Source organism: Pedobacter rhodius, assembly GCF_027213645.1.
In the GTDB taxonomy this organism is placed as follows: Bacteria; Bacteroidota; Bacteroidia; order Sphingobacteriales; family Sphingobacteriaceae; genus Pedobacter; species Pedobacter rhodius.
In genome coordinates this window covers 856,445-877,521 of the sequence record NZ_JAPWGL010000003.1, presented here as the reverse complement: position 1 = coordinate 877,521, position 21,077 = coordinate 856,445, and the positions used below count along the sequence as shown (strand labels likewise).

Below are 21,077 nucleotides of genomic sequence, written 5' to 3'. Positions count from 1 at the left end.
CGGTTAGATCTATAAATTTTTCAAAGCTTGTTTAATTAGCTGCTCTACCGATAGCGTTCCTTCTGTTACTTTTAAAATCTGATCGATAGTTTTTTCGGCTGTTTGTTTGGCGAAACCGAGCATTACTAATGCTGATAACGCTTCATCTTTAACGGTATTGTGTTGAGGCATATAAATTAATGAGTCTGCCCCTTCCTTTTTTAATTTATCCTGCAATTCTAAAACCAATCGTTGTGCAGTTTTTAAACCCAGTCCCTTAATCCGCTGTATTAAAGGATAATCGGCTTTAACAATTGCAGTTTGTATTTCTACAGGTGTGATAGAAGATAATATCATTCGCCCGGTATTAGGCCCGATACCCGACACAGAAATTAAGTGTAAAAATAAACGGCGCTCGCCCTCATCAGCAAAGCCATATAAGGTATGTGCATCTTCCTTAACATGCAGCCAGGTATACAATTTGCACCTTTCGGCATCGCCAAGACTGCTATATGTATTTAAGGAAATATTAATATGATAGCCTATACCTCCGGCTTCAACCACAACGTATGCCGGGTTTTTAAATGTTAATTTACCATCAATATAGGCGTACATTTGAGTTACGGTTTTAGATCCGATAGCTATCGGATTACAATTTTAGAATAATTCCATGATTTACAACTTCAGATTTATCAATTTAAACCTAAAATCAATTTACTTTTTTGCTACGGTTTTTCCAAATAGACCTTTTCGTTTCGACGTGCTGGCCAGTTCTTCTTTAGCCTGAACATCTACCACTGCAATCGTTACCATATTTACAATTTCACGAACAGAACTACCCAACTGTACGATATGAACAGGCTTATTTAAGCCCAGTAAAATCGGCCCTACAGCTTCAGCGCCGCCCAATTCCTGCAACAATTTATAAGCAATATTACCAGATTCCAAGTTAGGAAAAATTAACGTATTTGCAGGTGCATTCACTAAGGTACTGAATGGAAAATTATCTTTAAGCAATTCGTTATTGATGGCAAAGTTTCCCTGCATTTCGCCATCTACCACAATTTCGGGGTGTTGCTTGTGCAGGATGTTTACCGCTTTTCTAACTTTTTCGGGTACGATACCATCATTCGAACCAAAGTTGGAATAAGAAAGGATTGCAACACGAGGTTTGATATTAAATTGTTTTACAGATTTTTCAACTAATAGAGTAATATCAACCAATTCTTCTGCTGTCGGATCAACGTTAACAGTCGTATCACCAAAAAAGACCGGGCCTTTTTTAGTCATCATCATATACATACCCGCAACACGTTTAACCATTGGGTCGGCCCCGATAACATGTAAAGCCGGTTTTATGGTTGTTCCGTAATCCTTGGTTAAACCAGAAATCATCGCATCAGCTTCACCAAATTCGACCATAGAGGCACCAAAGTAGTTGCGATCTCTTAATAGTTTTATGGCATCTCTTTCTGAAATGCCTTTACGCTGGCGTTTTTTGTATAAGGCATTTGCATATTTTTTGGTCTTTTCAGGTTCCTGCATCTGATCGATAATCTGAACACCTTCTAATTCTAATGCATGCCCATCAATAATGGCCTGAATTTTTTCCTTGTTTCCTAGAAGGATAGGGATGGCAATTTTTTCATCGCGAACGATTTGTGCCGCCTTTAAAATTTTGTAATTATCTGCCTCAGCAAAAACCACCCTTTTAGGATTGGATTTAGCTTTGTTGGTAATTGCCCGCATTATGGCGTCATCCAAACCTAATCGTTTTCTAAGTTCTTCGCTGTAAGCATCCCAATCCGTGATGGCTTTGCGTGCAACACCACTTTCGATAGCTGCTTTTGCAACGGCAATAGAAACTTCGGTAATTAACCTGAAATCGACCGGTTTAGGAATAATATAATCGCGACCGAATTTTAAATTACGGGCATTATATGCAAGATTAACCGCTTCAGGAACAGATTTTTTCGCCAGTTCCGCTATTGCTTTAACCGCAGCAATTTTCATTGCCTCGTTAATGGTTGTTGCACGAACATCCAAAGCGCCGCGAAAAATATAAGGGAAGCCTAAAACATTATTTACCTGGTTAGGATAATCGGAACGGCCGGTTGCCATAATTAAATCCTTACGGGTTTTTATGGCCAGTTCATAAGCAATTTCCGGATTAGGGTTTGCCATTGCAAATACTATCGGGTTTTTCGCCATGCCAACCAGCATTTCCGGCTGGATAACATTGCCTGCCGATAAGCCGATAAATACGTCGGCACCCTTCATGGCATCGCCAATGGTTTTAATATCCGTTCTGAAGGTTGCGAAACTCATCCGCATTTCGTCTAAATCAGTACGGTGATTATCGATTAGTCCGTTAATATCGAACATCACCAGGTTTTCGCGCTTAACGCCAAGTGATAAGTACATTTTCGAGCATGATACCGCAGCCGCACCTGCCCCGCTTACCACCACCTTAATTCTATCGATTTTTTTCTTCTGGATTTCGCAGGCATTAAGTAATGCTGCACCCGAAATAATTGCGGTTCCATGCTGGTCGTCGTGCATCACAGGAATATTCATTTCCTGCTTTAAGCGACGCTCAATTTCGAAGCATTCCGGGGCTTTAATATCTTCTAAGTTAACACCGCCAAATGTTGGCTCCAAAGCTTTAACGATTTTTACAAAATCATCAACATTTTTGGTGTCTAATTCCAAATCGAAAACATCGATATCGGCAAAGATTTTAAAGAGCAAACCTTTACCTTCCATGACGGGTTTACCGGCTTCGGGACCAATATCGCCCAAGCCTAAAACGGCAGTTCCATTGCTGATGACCGCAACCAGGTTACCCTTTGCTGTGTATTTATAAACGTCGTCTTTATTCTCTGCTATTCTTAAACAAGGCTCTGCAACCCCTGGCGAGTAAGCCAGTGTTAAATCACGTTGTGAAGTTGTGGGTTTGGTTGGGACTACCTGTATCTTTCCGGGCCGCCCTTGCGAGTGGTAATCAAGCGCATCTTGCTTTCTGTTCGTATTACTCATTAATTGTAAAAAACTAGTGACGCCACAAAGGTACTATTCTTTTACGGAGGGTTGAAATAAATAAGAAAGCAAATGGTAAAATGAATAAACTAGGGATATTGAATTATCACCCCTTACTAATCTTCAATACCATACCAACCTGCAAACCTGCTTTGGCTAATTTATTATCTCTTTTGATGTTCTGAACCGTAGCGCCATCAAATTTTTCGGCGATTCCTGAAAGTGTATCACCATGCTTAACTTTATAGCTTAAGTAAGCTGCCGGGGCTTTTAGTATCGTTCGTTTACTCGTATAAATTTTCAGTTTTTGCCCAGGAACTATCGTTTTACTTTTAAGATTGTTCCAGACTTTTAAATCCTGCACTTCGATACCATATTTATTGGCAACTGTATTTAAATTCTGCCCTGCGGCTACTTTATGATAAATAATAGCTGTAGACGTAATGGTTGAAGGCTTTCTTTTTCTAAGCTCACGAACATCATCGGTATTCGCCTGGATAACCTGCATTTTATTATCCAGTTCTTCATTGTTCAGCACATCGTACATTGCCGCCAAATCGGCGCCTTTAATTTTCGGCAGCACCAATCGCTTTGGTAAATCGGAAGTACCATTGACAATCTTTTTCTTGTACGATGGGTTTAGAGCAAAGAGCGATTCATCTTCAATATTTAAAACTTTAGCAAGTGCAGATAAGGATACAAAATGATTGACCTGCATGGTATCTGTTTTTAGAAATAAATTGCAGGCCTGCTCGGTAATCTGGTGTTTATTCGAATAATTCATTACATAAACTGCAGCAATAAAAGCCGGAACATAGTTTCTTGTTTCCTTTGGCAAATATGGCCTGATTACCCAAAAATCTCTTGAACCTGCTTTATCCATTGCCCTGGTTACATTTCCTTTGCCACAATTATAAGCGGCAATAGCAAGTAACCAATCGCCTAATTCTTCAAAAGCATCGCGAAAATAAGCTGCAGCCGCATAACTTGCCTGAACCGGGTCTTTGCGCTCATCAACAAAATTATCCATTTTTAGACCATAGGCTTTTCCGGTACCAAACATAAACTGCCAGATACCCGTTGCACCAACCCGCGAAACCGCATGTGGATTCATCTGCGATTCTACAATGGTTAAATATTTTATCTCCTGCGGAATATTATAATCCTTCAAAGCCTTTTCGAAAATCGGAAAGTAGTAGTTCGATAAACCCAGCATTTTGCCGAACATATCTTTACGTTTCGCATAAATATCTATGTATTGTTGCACGTATTCGTTATGTGGCAATGGTACCGATTTCGTTATGGAATCTAAACGGAGCTTGTAAATGTAGTTCTGGCTAAGCAACAATGGATTTTCGATGGCAAGCGGCACGGTTACGGTGTCGTTATTAATGAAAATATTATTTGATTTTTTGTAGAGGCTATCGACCTTTAGAATTTGCTGCGCAGAGGTAAAGGAAATGAATCCGGTTAAAGCACAAATAGTAGTGAAAAGTAATTTTTTAATCATGGGCCATTTGGTTTTTATTCGTTACCGCCATGGTTTGTGTCCCCACAAACCATTATAAATTCATTTTCGTTTCGTGAGGACACGAACCGAGGCAAGGGAGAATACGAATTCAATCTCGGTTTGCGGTAAAGATTGCTTCATACCTCAACTGCCTACCGCAGGCAGGCAATGACGACTTATGATAAAAATGCCTGAGAAAAAGCTAACAATTGTTTTTCCTCAAAATGTTTGGCTATAAACTGAATACTTAACGGCAAACCCGTGCTATTATTGCCTAATGGCAAGGCGATAGCCGGATGGCCACTTAATGATGGTAAAACAGTAAAAATATCGGCCATATACATCACCAATGGATCCTGCATATTATCGCCAATTTTAAACGGAGGTGTTGGTGCCACAGGCGATAAAATCAAATCATAATCCTGGAATAAAACATCAAGTTTTTCCCTGATTAACCGTCTTACCTGCTGTGCTTTTTGATAATAAGCATCATAATATCCGGCACTTAAAACAAATGTACCCAAAAGGATTCTCCGTTTAACCTCTTCACCAAATCCTTCAGCACGTGAAAATTTATACAGCTCGGTTAAGGATTTCGCTTCCATATTACGATGGCCATAATGTACACCATCATAACGCGAAAGATTTGATGATGCTTCTGCGGTTGTTAAAATATAATAAGCCGGAACCAGGTAATCCAGCAAATCGAAAGAAACGTATTCAACGGTATGCCCTTGAGCTTTTAAATCCGCTATCGATTTTAATATTGCCGATTTAATTTCCGGGTCGAGTGCTTCGCTCTCCATTGTTTCTTTTAAAACAGCTATTTTTAGAGGTTCAACCTCATTCAAATGAGCAGAATAATTCGGAACTTTTAATGGCGAAACCGTAGAATCATTTTCATCTGCGCCGGCTAAAACTTCTAAAAGTAAAGCAGCATCTTCTACGGATGAGGTAATAGGCCCAACCTGGTCGAAAGAGGAAGCATAGGCAATTACGCCATATCTTGAAATTCGTCCATAAGTTGGTTTCAAACCAATTTGCCCGCAAAATGCAGCGGGCTGGCGTACAGAACCACCTGTATCCGTACCTAAAGCAGCTAAACACATATCTGCCTGAACGGCCACAGCTGAACCACCTGAAGAGCCTCCAGGAACGAGCTCAGGGTTTACCGCATTTTTTACAGCACCAAAATATGAAGTTTCATTAGAGCCGCCCATTGCAAATTCATCGCAGTTTAAACGACCGATAATTACGGCATCTTCCTGCAATAAACGCTGCACAACAGTTGATGAATAGGGCGATACGAAGCCATCGAGCATTTTAGATGATGCGGTTACGATATGATTTTTATAGCAAATGTTATCTTTAATGCCGATAACCATTCCGGCAAGCTTGCCGGCTGTTCCGTTTTCTATCTTTTGCTGTACTGCTTTCGCCTGAACTTCTGCCGAATAAAAAAACACCTCGTTGAATGCATTGAGGTGTTCGTTTGCTGTAATTTGCTTAAAATAATAAGCCAATAAATCGGGTAAGGTTAATTGCTTTTGCGAAATGAGCGCTTGTATCCCTTTAAGAGAACTGTATTTCTTCAAAACTAAAAAAATTGATATTAAATGGTTTTATCGCGGTTCGAAGGATCTACTTGCTCTCCATCAACACCATCTTTACCATCTTTAAATTCTTTCACACCTTTACCTAAACCACGCATAAGCTCAGGAATTTTTTTACCACCAAATAATAATAATACCACTACTGCAATAATGATAATTTCAGGTGTACCAAGCATTGCTGCTATTGTTGTATTTAACATAACTTTTTTGTTTAAACTTTTTGACTGTCCGTTACTATTTTTTCGTCGATAGGCGTGCTTGAAGGATATGGGACGTCTGCACCATTATTTGTTGCCGCCGTTTCCGCTGTTACGGTTTCCGTTTCAGTAGGGTGATGACGTTCGTTGTTACTGGCAACAACTTGTTCCTCTTCCTTATCTAAATCCATAGCGTTTATATTTCTATGAATTTCACGTTTTACGCCGTCAGAGGCATCTTTAAATTCTCTTATTCCCTTACCTAGTCCTCTCGCCAATTCAGGTAATTTTTTACCTCCAAATAACAAAAGTACAACCACCAAAATGAGCACGATCTCTGATCCACCCATGTTTAAAAATTCTAATAACGTGCCTTGATACATCACTAATCTATTTTATACAAATATAAACATTTAATTGCCTAATGTTATTTACTAATCCAAGCTTCAGGGTTTAAAATTGCATTACCCCTCCATATTTGGAATTTAAGGATTGCGTCGTCACCTGTAGTAGCAACGGCTCCTAAAACTTGTTTTGTTTCTACTGTACTTCCTGTAGAAACTTTTACATCTCTCAAATTTTGATAGATGGTAAAATAATCGCCGTGCATTATAATAACGACTGCCCTACCCTGAATATAATCGACTTTAATTACCTTACCGGCAAAAACGGCTCTAACCGGTGTGCCCGGGGCAGTTGTAATATCAACCCCATTATTTGTATACGACGCCTGGTCAACCTTGTGCATGCCAAATCTTTCGGTGATTTGACCGGTTGCAACCGGCCATGGCAATTTACCACGGTTATTTTCAAAGCCGTCAGACAACCTGGCGGTTTCAGGTGTAGCAGTTAGTGTTTCACTAGTCGTTTTTGCTTTGGCAACAGGTGGTGCTGCAGGGGCAGGTTTATTTTCTGCTTTCGCTTTAGCTGCAGCCGCTTTTGCTTCTGCGGCTAATCTTGCTTCCTCTGCTGCTCTTTTTCTGGCTTCTTCTCTTCTGGCTTCTTCAATCGCCCGCTGAATTGCTGCCTTTATTAATCTGTCGTACTGTGCCTGTTGTTTTTTCTTGGAAGCAATATCTTGCTTAAAAGTTTTTTCCTGCTTACTCAGGTTATTTAAAACTGCAGATTGCTGATTTTTATCCTGACCTAAACGCGCTCTTTCACGCTCCTGCTCTTTTAACAAATCACTTTTCGCCTTCAATGTCCTATCCAGAACTTTGATTTTTCCATTCAGATCTTGCTGGGTATTCTCAATGTAGCCAGCCTGTTTTTTACGGTATTGACTAAACTGCTGTAAATATTTTATTCTTTTATAAGCCTGATTAAAATCTTTTGCAGCAAAAATAAACATCATTTTATCATATGAGTTCCTGTTGCGCTGCGCAAAGCGAATCATGCCTGCATATTCTTTTTTAAGATCGCCTAACTGACCTTGTAATGTATGTACGGTATTTGTGTTCTGAGAGATTTGGTTATCTAGGTTTTTTATTTCAGAATTAATGGTTCCGATTTTATCCTGGCGCAATCTGATTTGAGCATTTATAACATTAATTTGCTGCAACGTCAGTTTTTTACCATTTGCTGTTTTGTTCAGGCTTTTTTGAAGTTGCTCAATATCACGTTCGATAGCCTCTTTCTTTCTTCTGAGTTCGTTTGCTGTCTGAGCCGAAACCGACAAGGTAAACACACTTAAAAACAGAATAAATACAAGTTTATGTAGCTTCATTAAGCCAAAAGTATAAAAATTTTGTAGTAAAAAATATTAAAATTGATATACCAAAGGCATCAGGGCCAAAAGAAAATTGTTCTTCACCCAAACTTCATGAAGAACGGGGAGTTACTTATTTACCAGGGTATACCTCTTTGGTACAGTAAACGGAAAATCGACAGGAACATTGCCATCTATTTTTACATACTGCAAATCGATATTAATTTTCTTAGCACCAGAAAGTGTATTGATTTTTAAAGCGCCCGGGAATAAGAATTCGTTGAGTTTCTGATAATCGGAGTAAGTTACCTTTAAAGCCTGTCCGCTTTTAGCATCATTAAGATTGGTTTCTGCAACCCTGAGTAAGGTATTAAATAACAATTTATAAGCCAAATTTTCTTGAGTGCCAGAAACTACCCACATGCCATTTTCTTGTTTTACATCCGATTTATCGGTAAGAAACTCGCCCATGGCATTACCCGTTAATACCGCTTGAAGCGTATTAAAGTTAACTTGTTTATTCGTGAAATTATAAATATAACTAAAAGGTTTTTTAAGGTATTCGCTCTTCAGCTTATTTTGAATTTTGATGCTATCGGGTGTAATCAGTGCCCTTGCAACTTCCGCCAAACCACCCAATGCGGTAATGCTAACCCAAATGGTTTCCTTATCTTTCATACGGAAATTCATGGTAACCTCATTCGCTTCACCATTTATATCAAGTGTTGCTTTTGCTTTTAATGATAAGGTATTAAATTTTAATTGTTTATTATTTAATAAGGTTAAGGCTTCTGCTTTAGAATTATCAGTTTTTGTTTCCGGTGTTTTTGCAGGCGCAACTACAATTTCCTTTTTAGGTTTGCATGCGGTTACCAAAAATACAGCTGCTAAAATAAACAGGCTATTTAAAATATTTTTTTTCATTTATCTTTTTATTTAATAGGTCAGACCCATTGCCGGCGTCTTTTGCTTTTTGCCATTGGATTAGGGCAGCTTCTTTATCACCTTTCATGAACAGAATATCACCATAACGTTCCAGGTAAACACCATTCTTATTGCTATTGTTTTGCAGGGCTTTTTCAATCCAGGTTTTTGCTAAATCATACTTTTGCTGTTTAAATAAAATATACGCATAGGTATCTGCTACAGAAGAATTTTCGGGCATTGCATTCGCTGCAATTTCTGCATACCTGGCTGCTTTTACCAAATCATCATTTTTTAATGCCAGGTAATAAGCATAATTATTCATGATGAGGTAGTTATCTGGCTCGGTTACAATCGCTTTTTCGAAGGCAGTTTTAGCCAATGCGAAGTTATTCTGATTGATGTATATATCACCCTGTAATGCGTACACCTGCGCCTGCAAACTTTTATTATCCACATCTAACTGAAGTGCGTTTTTTAAATTACTCTGGGCAACATCATATTTTCCGGTTTTGTATAAAGCATAGGCCATATAATAATATAAACTGGCCTGATTTGGATAAACAGCCAGCGCTTCATCGCCAATTTTTACCGCGTCTGCATAATGACCGAGTAAAGTTTGAATATTGATAACCTGTTCCCAAACTGCATATACCTGTTCATTAAGTTTGAGCGCAGATTGATACTGAACCAATGCCTCTTTCAATTTATTTTGCTGATATAAAACATCGCCGTAAAGTGCCAGGGCTTTTGCATCAGCAGGATTTTTTTCTGCAACAAGTTTACTTAATTCGGTTACATTTTTTGCAACGATAGGCTGGTTAAGGTTCGGGAACAGTGCTGCAATTATCTTTACCTTTTCACTTAAAGGCATTTCACCATCTTCAAAAGCCAGTTTTAATGCTGCAAAAGCGGCATCATCATTTTTTTGCTTACGATAAACATCGGCTAAACCTAAGTTTACCTCAAAGTTATTTGGCGCTAAATCCTTCGCTTTTTGCAAAACTTTTAAAGCTTCTGCTTCATTATTCTTCTGCAGCAGTAAACCGGCGGCATATAGATAATTTTTTACATCGGCCTGATTGCCTTCCAACAACTTTACAATGTCACTGTCACTCGCCTGGCCATTTTGCTGAAAACGTCTCTTTGCATTCGTTAATGCAGCCGACTCGCCAAATTTTTTCTCGATAATACCATAGGTTTTTTGGGCCTCCTCAGGCTCGTTAGCGAGAAATTGTGCATTCGCTTTATCAAAATAATAAGCATCGTTACCCGGATCGATTTGAATTAACTGATTAAAAACAGCAATCAATTCGGACATTTTATTGCTGCGCTTGTAAACTTCGCCCTGTAATCGTAAATACCATTTATTATCCGGATTTAATTTAACGGCTTGTTTAATGTTCAGTTCGGCCTCGGCCAGTTTATCCTGGCGGAGATTTGCACTCGCCAATTCGAAATAGGCTGCATGATTAGCAGGATCCATGCTTAAAACCTTATTGAAGTTACTTGTTGCGCCAACATAGTTATCAGCCATTTTTTCTTTCAAACCAGCAAAAAATAATTGCTTTACCATGTTACTATCACGATTTGAAGCAGAATTCATTTGTCCGTTAGCTTTAAGGCTAAAGGTAATAATGGCAAGAAAAATATATCCTCTAATCATAAAATTGAAATTTGAATGAATTAAATTCGAATGAGTGAATATTTGGCGAAGTTTTATTCCCTCAATCAATCATTCTCTAATGCTATCATTAACCTTTTCCTGTATGCCCGTAGCCACCTTCGCCTCTATTTGTTTCGCTAAGTACCTCAACAGCTTGCCAGGTTACTGTTTCATGTTTAGCCACCACCATCTGCGCAATTCTATCACCATTAACGATTTTGAAATCGGTATCTGATAAATTGACCAATAAAACTTTTAGCTCTCCGCGGTAATCTGCATCAATCGTTCCGGGAGAATTTACAATACTAATTCCATGCTTATAAGCCAAACCACTTCTTGGCCTGATTTGCGCTTCGTAACCAATAGGTAATTCGATAAACAAACCAGTTGGAATGAGTAATCGTTGTAAAGGTTTAAGTGTAATTTCTGCCGTAATAAATGCTTTTAAATCCATCCCCGCAGCATGGGTGGTTTCATATTGCGGCAAAGGATGCTCAGATTTGTTGATAATTTTGATATTCATTTTTCACAGTTAAGGTTGATAGTTAATGGTCAATAGCCAAAATTTCAGAAAGCCACCTTTATCAACAATAAAACAACTCAGCAAGTACTATCTTTTCAGCATTTTCATCAAATCTTTCTTTTCGAAATAAGCGATACCCGCAACGAAAGCAATAAGCATGGCATTACCGATGTAAATATTCCTGTTAAAGATAAAAAATGAAGCGAAAACTATTACAGTTGAAACGGTGATGTAAGCTAAAATCTTTTTTAGGTTATAAGGAATGGGGTAATATTTCTGTCCGAGGATGTAAGATATAAGCGTCATGGTGGCATAGGCCGCCATCGAAACCCAGGCAGAACCCATATAGCCATATTTTGGGATAAGCAAAATATTGAATACGATTGTGATAAAAGCTCCAACAAGTGAAATATATAACCCAAATCGAGTTTGGTCTGAAAGACGATACCAGACCGATAAATTCATGTAAATACCCAAACAAACATACCCTAGTAATAGATAAGGAACAGCTGGTAAACCAACCCAATATTCAGCTCTATGCGCTTCATCCCTGCTGATGAAATACTTTAATACTTCAATATTGGCAACCAGAGCAACAAATAAAAGTGTGAGCGCAATGACAAAATACTGCAGGATTGCTGCATAAGTTTGTTTAGCATTCGCATTTTTTGCATGACTGAAAAAGAATGGTTCTGCGCCCAATCGAAATGCAGTATTAAAAATGCTCATGAAAATTGCGATTTTGCATACCGCTCCATAAATACCCACCTGAACTTCTGTAGAATATTTATCAAGCAAAATTTTATCGAGATTCTCATTAATGATAAATGATAAATTCGCGACCAATACCGGCCAGCTGTACGAAAGCATGGTCATAAATAATGCTTTATCGAATTTCAACTGGAGTTTTAAAAACTCGGGAATAAGTAAAATAAAAGTAAGGGCACTTGCAATAAGATTTGCGATAAATACATAACCAATCCATTTCGCTCTAAAAAAGTCCTTGAAAAAATTTGCGCCGGGTAAATCGTGTTTAATTATCGCCGGAATACCATAAATGAAAAACAAACAAACAGAAACATAGGTTAAAATATTTAGAAATTTCAGTAAGCTATACCGAAATGGTTTTCCATCGGCCCTCAGCTTAGCAAAAGGAATAACACAGATTGCATCGGAAAACAATAACCACAAAAAATATTGTACATAGCGCCGCTGGTCTTGAAATTGCGACATGTTATTATTTAACAGCCATTTTGTAATTGAATCGGTGAAAATCAGGCCGGTAATTAAAAATAATGAAGAAATGAAAGCAATTACTAAAAAGGAATTGTTGTAAACCTGCTGTTTTTTATCTTCATGCTTATTCAGGTATCGAAAAAAAGTTGTCTCCATACCGAATGCTAAAACAGCATTAATTAATGAAGCATAGCTATACATTTTGGTAAAAATGCCATAAGCAGCTGCAGCATAGGTTCTGGTAAAGATTGGCGTTAAAATAAAGTTCAGCAAACGGGAAACTATGGTACTGATGCCATAAACCATTGTTTGCCCGAGAAACTTTTTATATACAGACATTTAGTATCGAGATAAAAGTATCAGGTATCAAGATGAGCACAGTGCTAGCTGTCTTGCTACTTTTTAAAGACTTCAAAATTACGATAGTTTTTCACTTCGCCCTCGCTTACTGAAACATTTTCCACACGGGAGCGGTCTGGCCCTTCATGGCACCAGTTTATAAATTCTTCCAGAAAAATGTCTTCACCTTCGGCTTCAATATAAACAGATCCATCTTTTTCATTTCTAACAAAGCCCTGAACCATCATCTGGTTAGCCACAATTTTAGTCGTTTCTCTAAAGCCAACGCCCTGAACTTTTCCGGTAATCTTAATATCGAGGTGCTTCATTCATGTTAAAATTTGAAATGTTGCAAAGTTAGTAAACCAAATGTTTATACAGATATTCAATGCTGCAATTCGTCATGTAAATCCTTGAATCTTTTTAAACCTGCGCTATATTCTGCCCAAATTTCTTCTAAAATCTGTTTAGCTGGTTTTGTTTCTTGTAGCATAGCTGATATTTGCCCGATTTCGAGTTCACCATTTTCCATGTCGCCCTCAAACATTCCGAGTTTTGCTCTTGCCCTGCCTAACAATTCCATGAGCTCATTCCGGCTAGCGCCCTCCGCCTCAGCTTGTGCAACCGCATCAGCAAATTTATTTTTCAGCAACCTTACTGGAACCAGTTTTTTCATGGCGAGTTTCGTATCGCCCTCGGCTGATGAAATAACTTTATTCTTAAATGCCGGGTGTGCAGATGATTCTTCCGCAACAGCAAAAGCAGAACCGATTTGAACGGCATCGGCTCCAAGTGCAAAAGCCGCCAGCATCGATTTTCCACTGCCTATTCCACCGGCAGCGATTACAGGGATTTTAACCGTTGCTTTAATCATTGGGATTAAACACATGGTTGTGGTTTCCTCGCGACCGTTATGTCCACCGGCCTCGAAACCCTCGGCAACAACGGCATCAACACCAGCCTCTTGTGCTTTTAATGCGAACTTGGTATTTGCAATAACGTGGACAACCGTAATCCCTTTTTCTTTTAAAATGCTTGTCCATGTTGCCGGATTACCAGCCGATGAAAAAACGATTTTTACATCTTCGTTAATTACGACATCGATAATATCTTGGATATTTGGATACAATAAAGGAATATTAACACCAAAGGGCTTATCAGTAGCAAGTTTACATTTTTGGATATGCTCACGTAATACGTCTGGGTACATCGAGCCGGCACCAATAATGCCTAACCCACCCGCGTTAGAAACCGCTGATGCCAGTTTCCAGCCACTGCACCAAACCATTCCGGCCTGTATAATCGGGTATTTTATGTTGAAGAGTTTGCAGATTGGGTTCATAAGCGATTGCTTACTAAATATAATGCCCCCGTAGTGAATGGACAGGTATGATACTATCTCGAACCTCGTAAACTAGACGATGTTCCTGATTAATTCTTCTAGACCAATTTCCTGATTGTTCGTACTTAAGTGCCTCAGGTTTGCCAATTCCGGTAAATGGAGTTGCCTGAATACTCTCTAAAAGACTTCTAATCTTTTTTAAAACAGATTGATTTCCTGATTTTTTAAAATAGTTTAAATCTTCTAATGCAACAAGCGTAAACTCTATTTCCATATATCGTCCAAGCTAACTTTGATGGTATTCCCTTCTTTAGCCTGTTGTTTACTCACTTTCATTTTTTCAACAAATTCAGCATTATATGGCTGTTTATTTTCTTCGAAAGAAATATTAAAAGCTTTCATAAATGCTTTAAGTGCCGATAACTGCGCTTTGTTTTCAGGATGTACTATTAATGTTTCCATATTCAAAATTACGTAAAACTTATCATTGAACAAATTAGATTGGTTCTTTGGCTTAACATATCAATTTAATCACTTTATCACTTTCAATTACAAAATCTTCTGATAACTGAATAAGATTCAAACCTGGTTTTTTACCAGGTTCGATACTTCCAAATCGGTTATTTACGCCCAAAAATTCAGCACCATTAAGCGTTCCCCAAAGCAAAAGCTTTTCAAAAGCCACATTTTTATGCTGCTGCAAGGTCTTCATTTCAGATAAGATATTCAATTGGTGATTGCTTGCCAAACTATCGGTTCCTAAAGTGAGTTTAACATTTTCTTCGATGAGTAAATCAACATCGGGCAAAGTATTTTCGATGTATAAATTGGCCTGTGGGCAAAGACACCAATATAAATCTGGATGGCTTTGCTTTGCAAATTCGATATCTGCTTTACTTGAAACCGTATTATGAACCAAAAGTGTTCTCTGTTTTTTAATATATGGCAACCAGCTTTGTAATGATGTTTTCCCCGTTGGTTTGAAAAACCGGATATCTAAACCAAGAAATTTATAGAGTTCTAAAAAACCTCCGGTTTTACTTTCAAAGAATGTATTTTCATTGGTAGTTTCCTGATTGTGAATGCTCATTACAGTATCATCGGTTTCTGCTTTATCATTTATTAACTTTAAAAGCTCCGGAGAAATAGAATATGGTGCATGTGGAACTACTGATGCAGGCAGCGGGGAAAATTCATTCTTTATTCCTGTCGCATTATCCATAATCACATTTGCCCTTTCTGGATTAAAGCCCATGGCCTCTACAAAAGTGTGGTAATAAATTTTACTTTGCTGCTTGATTTCTTTTGATATCATCTGATTTGAAATATCAGCGACCGCTACAATACCATTATCGAACATTTCTGCATCCGCGTTTTGCATAGCGGCAGTAATTTTTTCGGTATCTGCCCCTCGGCTTTTAATAATGCTTTGCACAAATTCTACCAGGCCCGTATGCATTGGAATTTGACCAGACATGTGCGATAATTCTAAATGGCAATGTGTATTGATGAAACCCGGAACGATTGCGCCTTTGTGTTTCTCAATTTGCAAATTGAGATTTTTGGCAACATCGTCGATTAGGACATCCTTGATTTCGCCATCGCTACTAACTCCAATTACGCCATTTTTTATCGGTGGAGTGTTTACCGGAAAAATCCAATCGGCTGAAAAGTATTTTAGCATGAAACAAAATTACGATTTTGGATTTACGAATTACGATTTCTAATGAAGCGGAGAAGTAAAATGCTTTGGAGAGATTTTAGATATTGAGCATAATCTAAAATCGTCAATCTACAATCGTAATTTAAAAAAGAGCCTCCTATCGGAATCGAACCAATGACCTACTGATTACAAGTCAGTTGCTCTACCAGCTGAGCTAAGGAGGCTTTTATTCGGGCTGCAAGTATAGAAAAAAATATTCTTCTGATAAAATATTTTTCGACTTATTGATTTCGGGAGGGGGGGGCTAAGAAATCTAGTTAGTAACCAAATTGGTTAATTGTACTATAGTTTAAATATTATTTTTTTAGGAACAAACTCAATCGATTTAAAAATGCGCTAAACATTAAAACCAGCGCGAAATATGCAGTCATTAACCCCAATGTGTGGAGCTTCTCTACACCTAGTTTTTTCTGGCACACAAACAAACAACTGTAAATAAGTCACTTAACTATTTATCGTGCTTTGGCATCATTATGAAACCTTAGCAAGTATTGTTACACATATTAAATTTAAAAATCATACTATGAAAAAGTTCATTTTATCAGCTACATTCTTAGCGTTCGCAGGGTTCTCAGCAGTACAAGCAAGTGAAGTAAATACATTAAAAAATACTGCAATTGTTGCAGTTCAAGATAGCGCAGTTAAAACGCCGGTTAAATTAGAAGAATTACCTGAGCCAGTTACAACTGCATTAAAATCTGATGCATATAAAGGCTGGACAGCAACAGAAGCCTGGTCGGTTAAGGAAGGTGCAAAAGAATATTATTTAATTAACGTTAAAAAAGAAGCTGAAACAGGTTCAGTGAAAATTGATAAAGACGGTAAACCAGTTCAATAATACCGGCCCGAAATAAGGCATAATCACATAGGCGCAGCTTTAGGGCTGCGCACAATTAAATTATAACCAAGAAACTGTTCATCAGTTTCATCACATTAAAATATTTGAAAAATGAAAAAGTTAATTTTATCAGCTGCGTTCCTGGCATTTGCAGGATTCTCAGCAGTACAGGCAAGTGAAGTAAATACATTGAAAAACGCTGCAATTGTAGCAGTTCAGGATAGCGCAGTTAAAACGCCGGTTAAATTAGAAGAACTACCTGAGCCGGTTACAACTGCATTAAAATCTGATGCTTATAAAGGCTGGACAGCTACGGAAGCCTGGTCGGTTAAAGAAGGAACAAAAGAATATTACCTAATCAATGTTAAAAAAGAAGCAGAAACAGGTTCTGTAAAAATCGACAAAAACGGTAAACCAGTTCAATAATCCTAAATATTACATCTACCTATTACAAGAAAGCCAGTTTTTTAACTGGCTTTTCTTATTTTTGTTGTATGGCGAGAATTCTGATTCTGGAAGATGATACAACATTTGCTCAATTACTTGAAGGTTTTTTAACAAAAAATAACCATGAGGTTACGCTGGTTACACATATTAAGCAATCTTTTAAATTAATCGAAAATCAGGAATTCGATTTGTTTTTAATCGATTATCGTTTGCCGGATGGAATTGGTTTTGAAGTCATCACACATTCCAGAAATCTTGGAATTTCTACGCCAATTGTTATCATGACCAGCTTTAATGATGTCAGAACAGCTGTAAAATCCATGCAAATGGGTGCTTTCGATTACATCACGAAACCTGTTAACCCGGATGAGCTTTTAATGGTGATTAAGAATTCTTTAACAAAAAAAGATTCGAAAGAAGCAAAAATTGAAGCAACTGATTCTGATTTTATAAAAGGTAAAAGTGCCATTGCTGATAGATTGTATGAACACATCGCGCTGGTAGCACCAACGGATATGTCGGTCATCATTCAGGGTGAAAGCGGAACAGGAAAGGAATTTGCAGCCAGAACTTTACATCAGCAAAGTAAACGTGCTGATAAACCTTTTGTGGCGATTGATTGTGGTGCCTTGTCAAAAGATTTAGCGGCGAGCGAATTGTTCGGGCATATTAAAGGTGCTTTCACAGGTGCGTTAAACGATAAAAAAGGTCAGTTTGAGGCGGCCAACGGCGGAACGTTATTTTTAGATGAAGTAGGAAACTTAAGTTATGAAGTTCAGGTAAAATTACTTCGTGCTTTGCAGGAGCGGACCATTCAACCGCTAGGCAGTACTAAACAAATTGCGGTTGATGTTCGGATTGTTACCGCCACAAATGATGATTTACTAAACAGCATTTCAAGTGGTGCATTCCGGGAAGATTTGTACCATCGTTTAAATGAATTTAAAATTCAATTGCCCGCTTTAAGAGATAGAGGTGGCGATTTAGAATTGTTCATTAATCATTTTATTGGTTTATCAAACCGTGATTTGGACAGGAATGTAAAAGGTATTTCTGCAGAAGCTAAATCATTACTGTTAAATTACGATTGGCCCGGAAATTTACGTGAATTAAGTAACGTAATTAAACGTATGGTTTTATTAACCCCCGGCGATGTTGCTCAGGCTACGGCCTTACCTGATGAAATGATGATTTCAGTTAACCAGCAAACCCTGCCTGGAAGTTCATCAGATTTAAAGGCCGTAAATGAACACAATGAAAAAACCTTAATTGCCGAAACTTTAATTAAAGCAAAATATAATAAATCTAAAGCAGCAAAGATGTTGAATATCGACCGGAAAACACTTTATGCAAAGATGGAGAAGTACGGGATTGAGTAACTTTCTTTATTTAACCGCAGAGGACATAAAGATCAGCCGTAAAATATGGCCAAGCGAATTGTGTTATAATCGTTTAGCATTGCAGTTAAATTTAAATTACGCTGAATAATCCATCTCTTCCATAACAGCAATCAATGCATCTAATTTCTTCAATTGATTTATAACCGATTTTTTGATACTGGTCTGCAATCCTTTTTCAGCGATTTCAATTTCTAAAATCCGGAAAGATTGTGCCAAAGTTCTGGAACCCATTTGTGCTGTTCTGCCTGCCAAACGATGAACAATTAACCTGCTTTTATCCTGGTTATTTTCCCCGAGATGCATTTTCAATTCTGCGGCATCATTAATGCAGTCTTGCTTAAACCGATTCAGGATTTTCTCCAGCATCTGCTGGTCGCCGAAAGTCATTTTTTCAACTGAAGAAAAATCAAATTCCGGTTTTTCCAATAAAATTTCAGTTTTATCAAAAATAGAAAGCAAATCAACAGTACGGAAAGGCTTCATAATTAAACCATCAAAACCTTCACTTAAAACCATTTCCCGTTCTTCGGGTAACACTTGTGCCGTAATGGCATAAAACTTAACGTCGGCAGGCAGTTTTTTCTTTAACAAATGACAAAGTTCCAAACCCGTCATTTCAGGCAAACGCATATCAACCAGAACGTATTTCAGGTCTGTATCCGGCTCTTGCTGCAAAATATCCGCAACCTGATTAAAACGCTTATGTGGTATTTTGTTTTTCTCGAAAATCAGTCCGCAGAGGTCGAGAATAAGCTTGTCGTCATCAATTATCCAAACCATACCCGGATTAACGATTGCATAATGTTCTAAATCTAAAGCATCGTTTATCTTTTCACAAGTTTGCTGATAAGTCAGGTATATATTGAATGTAGTACCGATGCCAACTTTACTCTTCACATGAATTCGTCCGCCCTGCGCTTCGATAAGTGATTTAACAATAGGCAGGCCCAAACCTGTACCGGTTTGATTCAGCACATATCTTTCCGGGGATTCAATTTGTTCAAATTCATTAAATATCCTCGACATGTCTTTCTCTTCGAAACCAATACCGGTATCCTTAATGGTGAAATGAAAATGCAGGTTATCAAGCTGTTTCTTACAGGAAATGCGAAGACTAATTTCCCCTTTTAGCGTAAACTTAACCGCATTCCCAAGCAGGTTGAAAAGGATTTGCTTCAATCGGAAAGCATCGCCTTTAACAAATTCAACATCGCCCAAATCTAAATCTGTAACTAAATGTAATGACTTTTGTTCCGCCAGCGGGCGAACAACTGAGGTAACCTCATCTAAAATTTTTCTGACATCAAAAACCTGATTGTTAAAACTGAATTCGCCTGAAATGATCCTGTTATAATCAAGTACCTCATTCACAATTTGAAGTAAGTGGATAGACGATTGGTAAATCGCATCAATAGCCTTTTTCTTCGGATTATCCTGTTGCGTAATCAATTCGGCATAACCCAGGATGGATTGCAGCGGAGTCCTGATTTCATGACTCATGTTTGAAAGAAACCGTTGTTTAGCTTTGCCATGGTACTCGGCTTCATCTTTGGCTTGCTCCAGTTCCCGGCGGTAGCGGTTACTTTTTGTGATGTCTGTTAAAATCAGATACAGCAAAATAACCGTCAGTAAAAAAAAAGCTATAATGATTGCTGTAATTTGGGTAATCCCATCATTCACCACCTTTTTTGCCTGAATGCCGTTAAGGTCGACCTGGGCAACTGCCTGCCCCTCAACTTCGCGTAGAATTTGTAAAATCTGGTTGGTTAAAGCATTACTGGCATTGGATAAATCAGCCTCACGTTTTAAAAATTTCTGACTTTTCTTTCGTTGTTCTACTTCAATATTTTTCAGCGAACCAGTCATGCTTTTCATAATGCTGTCTTCTGCCTTTGCATTTAAAGTATCGCGTTTAACTTTAAATTCTTCGTTGATGATTTTGTAAACATCGGCTTTCTTTTTTCCAAAAAGCTTACTTAAAAATCCTCTTGATTTTTCTTCTTCATCAGGTGCAACCGTAGTGGTAGACGTAGTGGTTTCGGTGGTTAAAATGGCACTGTCGGTTTGCAAGGCACGAGAGGCCACCAACTCATTCAGCTTTTGAACCTCGTTAGAAAAAGATTTTGTATTAACCAGCGTTTCGCGAACCTGGAGGTACGAAATAAACTGTTTATCGCGTTGGTTAAGTAAATTTTTGATGGATTTAATCCTGGCGAGTTGTAAAGAATCGCCCGCGTAAAGCTTACGAAGCGTATCTAAACTCATCCTTAACGTCCTCGATTCTTTTAAAAAACCCGAATTGCCTTGCTTTTTAAATGCTTCATCACGTTGCAGCTGGTCAAGTCTGGCGATTTTGTGTGATAAGTCGTTTACAATTCTTAACTTATCGTTTGGTGCTGAAATTTCTTCAACGGTATCCAGCATTCGCGTAAAAGCAAACTTGCTGATGCCCCAAGCCAAAAGCAAAGCAAAACAGGCAAACAAAAACCCGATGATTACCTTACTTTTTACTGCCCTGAAAAAACGTTTCTGAATTTCAACTGCCATTAATTGTAGATTTTGCCTTTTACATAAAACGAATTTTTTCGTAAAA

General features: G+C 38.1%; 20 protein-coding genes and 1 tRNA gene. 3 read left to right on the top strand and 18 right to left on the bottom strand.

Features of this window, described 5'->3' with window-relative positions; genetic code table 11:
- Nucleotides 1-9: 9 nt before the first annotated feature.
- The 17 genes from ruvA to O0931_RS13840 form a co-directional block, all read right to left on the bottom strand.
- On the bottom strand, nt 10-594 hold the full coding sequence (gene ruvA, locus O0931_RS13920; RefSeq protein WP_269416181.1) for a Holliday junction branch migration protein RuvA: 585 nt from the start codon (nt 592-594) through the stop codon (nt 10-12).
- A 99-nt stretch (nt 595-693) separates the two neighbouring features.
- Entirely contained in the window at nt 694-3,018 is a 2,325-nt protein-coding gene (locus O0931_RS13915; protein ID WP_269416180.1) for an NADP-dependent malic enzyme, read from the bottom strand.
- A 106-nt stretch (nt 3,019-3,124) separates the two neighbouring features.
- Complete coding sequence (locus tag O0931_RS13910) at nt 3,125-4,528, bottom strand: lytic transglycosylase domain-containing protein (protein WP_269416179.1); 1,404 nt, start codon at nt 4,526-4,528, stop codon at nt 3,125-3,127.
- 176 nt (nt 4,529-4,704) lie between these two features.
- The gene (gene gatA, locus O0931_RS13905; RefSeq protein WP_269416178.1) at nt 4,705-6,123 is read right to left on the bottom strand and encodes an Asp-tRNA(Asn)/Glu-tRNA(Gln) amidotransferase subunit GatA; all 1,419 of its coding nucleotides are present in this window, start codon (nt 6,121-6,123) and stop codon (nt 4,705-4,707) included.
- A 17-nt stretch (nt 6,124-6,140) separates the two neighbouring features.
- Complete coding sequence (locus O0931_RS13900; RefSeq protein WP_200926302.1) at nt 6,141-6,341, bottom strand: Sec-independent protein translocase subunit TatA/TatB; 201 nt, start codon at nt 6,339-6,341, stop codon at nt 6,141-6,143.
- A gap of 11 nt (nt 6,342-6,352) precedes the next feature.
- A complete protein-coding gene (locus tag O0931_RS13895) occupies nt 6,353-6,688 on the bottom strand; it encodes a Sec-independent protein translocase subunit TatA/TatB (protein ID WP_269416177.1) in 336 nt (111 codons plus the stop codon).
- 77 nt (nt 6,689-6,765) lie between these two features.
- Nucleotides 6,766-8,064: a murein hydrolase activator EnvC family protein gene (locus O0931_RS13890; RefSeq protein ID WP_269416176.1), complete on the bottom strand. Its 1,299-nt coding sequence runs from the start codon at nt 8,062-8,064 to the stop codon at nt 6,766-6,768.
- Between the two features lie 111 nt (nt 8,065-8,175).
- A complete protein-coding gene (gene lolB1, locus O0931_RS13885) occupies nt 8,176-8,970 on the bottom strand; it encodes a lipoprotein insertase outer membrane protein LolB1 (RefSeq protein WP_269416175.1) in 795 nt (264 codons plus the stop codon).
- A complete protein-coding gene (locus O0931_RS13880; protein WP_269416174.1) occupies nt 8,948-10,636 on the bottom strand; it encodes a tetratricopeptide repeat protein in 1,689 nt (562 codons plus the stop codon). Before O0931_RS13880 ends, lolB1 begins: the two co-directional genes overlap by 23 nt.
- 88 nt (nt 10,637-10,724) lie before the next feature.
- Nucleotides 10,725-11,159, bottom strand: a complete 435-nt coding sequence (gene dut, locus O0931_RS13875) for a dUTP diphosphatase (protein ID WP_269416173.1) — start codon at nt 11,157-11,159, stop codon at nt 10,725-10,727.
- Between the two features lie 87 nt (nt 11,160-11,246).
- Nucleotides 11,247-12,734 (bottom strand): lipopolysaccharide biosynthesis protein, encoded by a 1,488-nt coding sequence (locus O0931_RS13870; RefSeq protein WP_269416172.1) that lies wholly within the window; start codon nt 12,732-12,734, stop codon nt 11,247-11,249.
- A gap of 56 nt (nt 12,735-12,790) precedes the next feature.
- Nucleotides 12,791-13,063, bottom strand: coding sequence for an acylphosphatase (locus O0931_RS13865; protein ID WP_269416171.1), 273 nt, complete (start codon nt 13,061-13,063; stop codon nt 12,791-12,793).
- A gap of 56 nt (nt 13,064-13,119) precedes the next feature.
- Nucleotides 13,120-14,076: an NAD(P)H-dependent flavin oxidoreductase gene (locus O0931_RS13860; protein ID WP_269416170.1), complete on the bottom strand. Its 957-nt coding sequence runs from the start codon at nt 14,074-14,076 to the stop codon at nt 13,120-13,122.
- Between the two features lie 13 nt (nt 14,077-14,089).
- Nucleotides 14,090-14,350 carry a Txe/YoeB family addiction module toxin gene (locus O0931_RS13855; RefSeq protein WP_269416169.1) on the bottom strand — a complete coding sequence of 87 codons (261 nt, stop codon included), beginning with the start codon at nt 14,348-14,350 and terminating at the stop codon, nt 14,090-14,092.
- Nucleotides 14,341-14,538, bottom strand: a complete 198-nt coding sequence (locus tag O0931_RS13850) for a DUF2683 family protein (RefSeq protein WP_269416168.1) — start codon at nt 14,536-14,538, stop codon at nt 14,341-14,343. The genes O0931_RS13855 and O0931_RS13850 overlap by 10 nt, the downstream gene beginning before the upstream one ends.
- 52 nt (nt 14,539-14,590) lie before the next feature.
- Complete coding sequence (locus O0931_RS13845) at nt 14,591-15,760, bottom strand: amidohydrolase family protein (RefSeq protein WP_269416167.1); 1,170 nt, start codon at nt 15,758-15,760, stop codon at nt 14,591-14,593.
- 130 nt (nt 15,761-15,890) lie between these two features.
- A tRNA-Thr gene (locus O0931_RS13840) sits at nt 15,891-15,963 on the bottom strand.
- A 359-nt stretch (nt 15,964-16,322) separates the two neighbouring features.
- Here O0931_RS13840 and O0931_RS13835 point away from each other — a divergent pair.
- The 3 genes from O0931_RS13835 to O0931_RS13825 all read left to right on the top strand — a co-directional run bounded on the left by O0931_RS13835 (nt 16,323) and on the right by O0931_RS13825 (nt 18,463).
- Nucleotides 16,323-16,637: a hypothetical protein gene (locus tag O0931_RS13835; RefSeq protein ID WP_269416166.1), complete on the top strand. Its 315-nt coding sequence runs from the start codon at nt 16,323-16,325 to the stop codon at nt 16,635-16,637.
- Between the two features lie 111 nt (nt 16,638-16,748).
- Nucleotides 16,749-17,063 (top strand): hypothetical protein, encoded by a 315-nt coding sequence (locus O0931_RS13830; protein WP_269416165.1) that lies wholly within the window; start codon nt 16,749-16,751, stop codon nt 17,061-17,063.
- 68 nt (nt 17,064-17,131) lie between these two features.
- On the top strand, nt 17,132-18,463 hold the full coding sequence (locus O0931_RS13825; RefSeq protein WP_269416164.1) for a sigma-54-dependent transcriptional regulator: 1,332 nt from the start codon (nt 17,132-17,134) through the stop codon (nt 18,461-18,463).
- A 96-nt stretch (nt 18,464-18,559) separates the two neighbouring features.
- Here O0931_RS13825 and O0931_RS13820 read toward each other — a convergent pair whose 3' ends face one another.
- On the bottom strand, nt 18,560-21,031 hold the full coding sequence (locus O0931_RS13820) for a hybrid sensor histidine kinase/response regulator (protein ID WP_269416163.1): 2,472 nt from the start codon (nt 21,029-21,031) through the stop codon (nt 18,560-18,562).
- Nucleotides 21,032-21,077: the final 46 nt, after the last annotated feature.